Source organism: Petrocella sp. FN5, from assembly GCF_029210395.1.
In the GTDB taxonomy this organism is placed as follows: Bacteria; Bacillota; Clostridia; order Lachnospirales; family Vallitaleaceae; genus Petrocella.
On the sequence record NZ_JARGDP010000103.1, the window covers coordinates 1 to 7,026 of the forward strand.

The 7,026-nt window shown below is 34.0% G+C and carries 12 protein-coding genes and 1 pseudogene; 4 read left to right on the top strand and 9 right to left on the bottom strand.

What is annotated here, in order from left to right; genetic code table 11:
- Nucleotides 1–33 precede the first annotated feature (33 nt).
- Both P0N36_RS14145 and P0N36_RS14150 read left to right on the top strand, forming a co-directional pair.
- Nucleotides 34–429, top strand: a pseudogene (locus tag P0N36_RS14145) (IS66 family transposase); the annotation flags it as partial.
- 30 nt (nucleotides 430–459) lie between these two features.
- Nucleotides 460–621, top strand: coding sequence for a transposase domain-containing protein (locus P0N36_RS14150; RefSeq protein ID WP_275843519.1), 162 nt, complete (start codon nucleotides 460–462; stop codon nucleotides 619–621).
- A 203-nt stretch (nucleotides 622–824) separates the two neighbouring features.
- Here the strand turns inward: P0N36_RS14150 and P0N36_RS14155 are convergent, their stop codons facing one another.
- From P0N36_RS14155 to P0N36_RS14195, 9 genes are all read right to left on the bottom strand, one after another.
- Nucleotides 825–1,325, bottom strand: coding sequence for a DUF4411 family protein (locus tag P0N36_RS14155; protein WP_275843508.1), 501 nt, complete (start codon nucleotides 1,323–1,325; stop codon nucleotides 825–827).
- Complete coding sequence (locus P0N36_RS14160; protein ID WP_275843509.1) at nucleotides 1,325–2,500, bottom strand: XRE family transcriptional regulator; 1,176 nt, start codon at nucleotides 2,498–2,500, stop codon at nucleotides 1,325–1,327. The genes P0N36_RS14155 and P0N36_RS14160 overlap by 1 nt, the downstream gene beginning before the upstream one ends.
- An 80-nt stretch (nucleotides 2,501–2,580) precedes the next feature.
- Nucleotides 2,581–2,901 (bottom strand): plasmid mobilization protein, encoded by a 321-nt coding sequence (locus P0N36_RS14165; RefSeq protein ID WP_275843510.1) that lies wholly within the window; start codon nucleotides 2,899–2,901, stop codon nucleotides 2,581–2,583.
- 99 nt (nucleotides 2,902–3,000) lie between these two features.
- Nucleotides 3,001–3,414: a hypothetical protein gene (locus tag P0N36_RS14170; RefSeq protein WP_275843511.1), complete on the bottom strand. Its 414-nt coding sequence runs from the start codon at nucleotides 3,412–3,414 to the stop codon at nucleotides 3,001–3,003.
- Nucleotides 3,415–3,484: 70 nt separating this feature from the next.
- Nucleotides 3,485–4,066, bottom strand: a complete 582-nt coding sequence (locus P0N36_RS14175) for a hypothetical protein (protein WP_275843512.1) — start codon at nucleotides 4,064–4,066, stop codon at nucleotides 3,485–3,487.
- Complete coding sequence (locus P0N36_RS14180; RefSeq protein WP_275843513.1) at nucleotides 4,021–4,494, bottom strand: AAA family ATPase; 474 nt, start codon at nucleotides 4,492–4,494, stop codon at nucleotides 4,021–4,023. The genes P0N36_RS14175 and P0N36_RS14180 overlap by 46 nt, the downstream gene beginning before the upstream one ends.
- Nucleotides 4,487–4,813 (bottom strand): plasmid mobilization protein, encoded by a 327-nt coding sequence (locus tag P0N36_RS14185; RefSeq protein WP_275843514.1) that lies wholly within the window; start codon nucleotides 4,811–4,813, stop codon nucleotides 4,487–4,489. The genes P0N36_RS14180 and P0N36_RS14185 overlap by 8 nt, the downstream gene beginning before the upstream one ends.
- Nucleotides 4,813–5,889 carry a site-specific integrase gene (locus P0N36_RS14190; RefSeq protein ID WP_275843515.1) on the bottom strand — a complete coding sequence of 359 codons (1,077 nt, stop codon included), beginning with the start codon at nucleotides 5,887–5,889 and terminating at the stop codon, nucleotides 4,813–4,815. Before P0N36_RS14190 ends, P0N36_RS14185 begins: the two co-directional genes overlap by 1 nt.
- A complete protein-coding gene (locus P0N36_RS14195) occupies nucleotides 5,876–6,082 on the bottom strand; it encodes a DNA-binding protein (RefSeq protein WP_275843516.1) in 207 nt (68 codons plus the stop codon). Before P0N36_RS14195 ends, P0N36_RS14190 begins: the two co-directional genes overlap by 14 nt.
- Before the next feature lie 190 nt (nucleotides 6,083–6,272).
- On the opposite strand from P0N36_RS14195, the gene P0N36_RS14200 reads away from it, so the two are divergent.
- Complete coding sequence (locus P0N36_RS14200; RefSeq protein ID WP_275843517.1) at nucleotides 6,273–6,737, top strand: helix-turn-helix domain-containing protein; 465 nt, start codon at nucleotides 6,273–6,275, stop codon at nucleotides 6,735–6,737.
- A 43-nt stretch (nucleotides 6,738–6,780) separates the two neighbouring features.
- Nucleotides 6,781–7,026: hypothetical protein (locus P0N36_RS14205; RefSeq protein WP_275843518.1), on the top strand; the 246-nt coding region annotated here is incomplete at its 3' end.

A 7,026-nucleotide genomic window follows, 5' to 3' on the forward strand; every position in this document is an offset into this window, starting at 1 on the left:
TTATTCGAGTACTAAGATAAGGCACACGCAAGACGCAGATTTGTAAATGCAATAAAAGCAATGCGAAAGACCTCATCAAGGGATGAAATCAAGGAAACGCTTGCTTATAAAGCATTGAAGCAGATGGCCGCCATTTATACTATAGACAAAAGTCTAAAAGAGTTGTCCGCAGAAGAGCGATTAGAAAGAAGAAACCTTAGCGTTACACCGTTGGTTGAGGCTTTTTTCGATTGGGTGCGTAAAAACAAGGACAAAGTGCCTCCAAAATCAGAAACCGGACAAGGTTTTGGCTACTGCCTGAATCAGGAAAAATATCTAAAGACCTTTCTGACTAATGGTAATGTACCGATTGATAATTCATCTTCGGAACGAAGTATCCGTCCTTTTACCATTGGAAGAAAGAACTGGGTTCTTATCGATACAATAGCTGGAGCAGAAGCCAGTGCAATATCATATAGCATAGCAGAAACAGCAAAGGCGAATAATTTACGTACATATGAATACTACAAGTATCTGTTAACCGAGATTCCGAAATATCAGGATGAGACAGATCTCGCAGTATTTGATCAACTCTTACCTTGGTCAGCAAGCCTGCCTGAGTACATACGGAGGAAGAAATAGCATATCAGTTTAAGGTATTATGACATAAAAAAACGGTAAACAGTAGAGCTGACTGGTTTACCGTTTACCTTAATTGCTTATTTTTATATTCTGCAGTCTCAAATATCTAAGAAAAATAAACCCAATAAAAAATCGCATAGACACTTGAGTATCTTTTGCGATTTTTATTGCTTAAATATCTAACTGTTTATAATATCTATGTACTAAATCATTCCAAATTTAACATTCATCTTTCTTAACAGTTCAATTGTGTCTATCCACCGAACACCAAAAACCTCACATACATTCGGAATTAGTATCTTCTTCTTACAATTAGCATCATATCTTTCCTGTGTTACAATAATAAATCCATGTGCTGCCGCTTTTGCAACTAACCACGAGTCGGCAACTGATAGAAATTCATCTTTAGCTGTATCTTTGTATATTCTATCAGGTGCGTATACCCAATTAGCAATCTCAGCAAATTTCTCTTGTGTGGTTACATCATCAACTGGTAGAAAATAATCATTATTATTATATGTTTTAATCCATTCTGCTAACTCATCATTACCATTTTCTATTTCTGTATAAATAGGTTTAATTGATGATATGCTTTTAGCTGTCAAATCTCGATCTAGCCAATCCCAAAAACCAGGAAATACATCAAATGGATATTCAATATTCTTAGCTTGTATAAAAATATTGGTGTCTAATAAATACTGCATTATCTTACGCCCACCTCCTTAGCAAATTTTGCTAAAGTAGCAGGCTTGAGTCCTAGCAATCTAGCGCCATCTCTCATCAACAGTTTATGAGAATAAACATTTTGTAGTACATCACCAGAAAAACGATAGCCATTCCTTATTGGTATACTAACGTAATAGGAAGGTCCACCATCATTATTCTTCATTTTCTGTTTGGCTTCTTTCCAAACTTCCACTAAATAAGCATAATAATCAAAAAATTCTTCGACTAATATTAAGTCCAAATCTAACGCTCTTCTCGCAATAACAATGCTACTCACTTTAAAATATTTACATAGATTATCAGCATTCTCACTAACAGATAATACCTTATTCCATAATTTCATTAGCTGAGCTTCTGGCACAAGTACCTCTGCTGCTATTTCATTACACTTCTTTTCACGTATATCTATAATAGAATTCTTATCATTTCTAAAATCAATGTTAGAAACTCCACTGCTATTGAACCATAAGTGAACAACTTCATGTATTAAAGTAAATATTTGTGCTGCTTTAGCATCTGCACCATTTATAAATATGACGGGCGCAATAGAGTCAGCAATCACAAATCCTCTGAACTCACTAACATCTAATACTCTATGGGTGTTACTACCCACCATACTGGACTTCATTACCCATAAGCCAATTTCCTCTGCTTTTTTTACCAAAAGTTGATAGAATTCTTCCCAGTTCTTAACCGCCTTACGGTCATCTATTGTTAAATTAAGAACTTCTGTAATTTCGTCTGCAATTACCTTACTACTATCTTTGTCGCTATATTTTCCAATAAATTTTAGTTCATCATCACCACGTTCTTGTCTAAAATCTCTGTACCAATCTTGCTTAAATTTGACATCAGAAATAACATCTTGTAGATCCGTACTAAAATCTTCAAAATGACAATCACTTAGGTTTCTCAAATCAGGTAAATCAGCCTTCTCCTTTGGTGGCTCATTCAAAAACAAATAACCAAATGGAATATGAAGGGTTTTAGCTAATTTCTGTGCTTGTATAAATGTCGGTTTAGCTTCTCCAGTTTCCCATTCATTAAGTTTTTCAACCTTAACATTTACCTTTTGTGCAACCATATCTATATTCAATTTCGAACGTAAACGCGCCCATTTTAAAACCTCTGGGCTTATAATCGCTTGGCTCATACTTTTCACTCCTAACCTTGCACCTTCATTTTATCATTATCTAGCCTTAAATTCAATATCGTATCAAAAACAATTATTACTTAATCATTCTCTATTTCAACAACTTTAACATCTGATACAAGCTTATGTATTTGCTTCATCTCTGCTAAAAATGAAGTCATATCAACTGTATCGATTACTCCTCGATGACAAAGGATGACTGTATGATTTAGTCTGTCTCCAAGTATAGATAATCTTTCATTTAGATCACCAAAATCATATTCAATAATTTTCTTATTAACGACTTTATCACGAAGATATTCAGAAAGATTTTTATAGTCACCATTTTTAGCCTTTTTGATAATTTTCTTCATTTCATCTTCTGTAACACGAGCATATAATTTTTTTGTTTTCAAACTCATAATTTTTCCTCCATAATGGGCGTGGGCAACCCACAATTAACAATTTTGTATGACAAATTGGAAGCTTGCCATCTGCTAAAGCAGATGTTTTGTTCAGCTCTACTGCTCATCAATTTCTATGAACTTCTTGTACAGATACCTGACAGTTGAATAGGCTATAGCCTGTCCAGTCGCATCATGAACCTCCTTTGATATCTGCCTATAAGAATATCCTTTATTCTTAAGCTCACTAATCAATTTCAAATTCTCAACTGTTGCCTTTGAATTTCGTTCTGGGTTATTGAGGATACTATTTAATTCTCTATTTTCAGACAAAAGCTTTTCATACTTCTCGATAATCCCTTCAATCTGCTTGATGTAATTCTTATGATTTAAAAATCTAGTATCCTTCTCTTCAATTTGCTCTTTCAAGTTACTACAAATATTTTCCAGCTCAGCTATTTCATTTTGAAGCCTTTCATTTTCGATATTCAATTCATCAATTTCTCGTTTCCCAAAACTAATTAGAGCCATCACACTTCTCCTCCTTATGACGGCATGACGGTTATTTGTATATCCCTTTTACCGTCATGACGCCAAAATCTTAGGCTATATTACTGTCATCATCGTCATTACCGTCACGAATTGAAAGAATCCTTTTATCGCTTGTTCTGATAAATTCTACCTGGATATTGAACTTGTCTGAAAGAGTACTTGCATGGTTCCTCAACTTCTTAGATAAGGTTGCTGCTGTTATTTCTTCTACAAAACCAATACCAGCAAGTTCCTTGATTAACCTAGTTGATGTATCATGAAATTTCCCATTCTTTTTAATATAGTTACAGATGGCCTTGATCATGGATTCATCATTGGCAAAATCATCATAAGCATCATGCTCTATCAGCTTCCACAGGCAATTTACTTTATCAAATTCAAGTTTTATTTCCATATCTTGGATATCCCTGCCAGTCATTGATAGCTTAGCTTTCGTACTCATGCGATTTTCTCTTACAAGAACATAACTGCCATCGGCACTACCACTTAACCCCATAGTGCCTGAAATCATATTAAATGGATCATCATCCTTCATTTTTCTAAGATGATGAACACAGATAATCGCAATATCATGCTTATCAGATACTACTTTAAGGGCACTGATATCCTTATAATCACTTGCATAAGACATATATCAGAGCCTAATGTCCTTACTTGTTGAAGTGTATCTATAACCACTAATAGAGTATCTGGGTTACAAACAATATAATTTTCTATCTGCTGAACTAACCCACCACCAAGCGGTAATGACTCAGTTGCAAAAGCTGTTGCTTCACTACCATTCTCAGTAATACTCATTAAACGGCTTTTAATACGAGGTAATTTATCTTCTAAACAAAGATATAGTACCTTACCTTTAGTTGTCTTAAACCCCCACACATCTTCTCCTGTGGCAATCATTTGGCAAAGCCATAGCACAAGCCATGACTTTCCTATTTTAGGGCTACCTGCAAGTATATGTAGCCCTGATGGTAAAATATTTTCAATGATGAATCTAGGCTCATTTAGCTCCAGTTCCATCAATTGTTGTCCGGTTATTGTATCTAAAGAATTATTCATTTAAATCCCCCTTTAACCCATCCATGATTGTTGCCATATATGGTATTAGTGCAATTAGGTCTAAATTATCATCACTAACCTTTTCTAGCCTTTGAAGCTCCTCAAGATTCTCCCTAAATAGGTCACGCAAGGCTTTATAAACTCGAGGATTTCCATTGACAATTACATCCTTTTGTAATGACCTATTGATCAAGTACTCTTGCTTCGTCAAACCTGATAACCCAACATATTTATTTAGTTGTTCAGCTTCGCTAGGAGACATCCTAAATGCTACTGATTTATTACGCCATCGATTTTTAGAATCACATTTTTTCTTCATTACACACGCCCTCTTTCTATAGAAAGTTTGTCTGCTATTTCAGTTTGCTTTGACGGAAACATGTGAGCATATCGATACGTTATATCAATACTCTCATGACCTACTCTATCTGCTACAGTAACTGCTGAAAATCCCATCTCTATCAATAATGAGACATGGGAATGGCGAAGGTCATGCACTCGAATACGCTTGATACCTTGTTCCTTGCTCCCTCGCTTCATTTCATTATAAAGATAACTTTTGGTAATAGGAAATAGCCTATCCTTTGCTTTAATACCATAGATTGAATTAATATATTCTTTTATTTCTTCTGCAAGAAAATCAGGCATTTTAATAATTCTTACACTTTTAGGTGTCTTAGGGTCCGTAATCACATCCACACGGCCAATCCGTTGATAGGATTTATTGATTCTAACGGTAAGCTTTTTAAAATCAAAATCTTCTGCTGTTAAAGCTAGAAGTTCACCTGATCTAATACCACACCAATATAAGACTTCAAAAGCATAGAATGACAGAGGCTTGTCCATCATAGATTCTGAGAACTTCAAGTATTCCTCTTTGGTCCAAAAGAGCATTTCTTTTGTCTTTTCCTTACCCATATTTCCAACTTTTGCGGCTGGATTAGATGATAATTCATAGAATCTAACCGCATGATTGAAAATAGCACTAATTTGATTATGTATGGTTTTAAGGTATGTGAGTGCATACTTATTACCATTTTTATCTCGAAGACTCATTATTTCATTTTGCCACGCAATGATGTGAGCAGGCTTGATCTCATTGATTTTCTGATCCTTAAAATATGGTAAGATTTTCTTTTCAATAATCGTCTGCTTAGTCATCCAAGTATTTAGTTTTAAGCGCTCTTTCATATCATTTGTATAGATTTCTACAAATGCTGAAAAGCTCATATCAAGATTACCGCTGTGCTTCTCCAAAAAATTATGTTGCCATTCAAGGGCTTCTCTTTTTGTGGCAAAACCTCGTTTGGTTTTGCCCTTATTGTCTCCCATCCAATCTTTGTAGTAGAAGAATGCATACCATTTACCAGTTTTCTTATCCTTATAAGCTGACATGTTTGTCACCACCTTTCCTAGAGCCATACATTTTCTCATCAAAGTATGCTCTACTTACTCTTCCGGATATCACGATGAATCCATTTCTTTTTAGTTCAGAATTCAGACCTCTTACCAATTTGTAGGCATGAGCTTCTGATATCCCTAATTCAGTTGCCACTTCTTTTGCATGAATAAAAACTCCTTTTTTCATGTGATACCACCTTTCAATTATTTTTAACTAAACATATTTGTTTAATATATAAGAATCTTGCTAAACATTTTTGTTTATGTCAATAGTATTTACAAAATATATTAAACTTTTTTGTTTAACCTATTGTAATTATTATTTTATTTAGTATAATTGTGATATAAACATATTTGCTTAAGAAAGAGGTGTTTAGGTGGCTATTGGAGATAAAATAAAGAAAATTCGAGTAAAACGAGATATGACCCAAAAGGATTTAGGTCTAGCCATTGGATTTAACGAAAGAACTGCTGATGTTCGTATGGCTCAATATGAATCAGGAACAAGGGTACCAAAAGAAGCTGTAATAGTGAAAATTGCAGAAGTTTTAAAAGTTAATGCAGATTATTTAATGGCCCCTGCTATTGATAAAACAGAAGAGATTATTCATGCTTTGATTTATTTGGATGAATTGAATCAGTTGAAGATGGAAGCTGAAGATTATACAACTCCTGAAGGTATGGATCTAAAAAGAATCAAGCTATCTTTGACATACTTGGATAATTATTTAGAAGAATGGTATGACAAGAAACGTGAATTAGAAAATGATGAGATTACTCAAGATGAGTATTATGACTGGAAAGTTAACTGGCCTGATAGTTGTAGAAACTTAAGTAAATGACCTAATTTAAAACAATGAGATTTCTTATACAGGGAGAGAATTAATGCGTAGAATATTCAGAAACAACACACTATTGATTGGCATATTAATAATTAGTATTTTTTTTATAATCAAAATGTCAAATATAGCAATTTTGTTATGGTTACCCGCTTTTATTAAAGAAATTTTCACAACTCCAACTACAGATAATCCTTCATTCGAAGTATATAAACTTCTAGAAAATATGAGTTTAGCTTACATCGCTAGTTTTATATTTTACATATTAGTAGACATAATTCCTAATCACAAG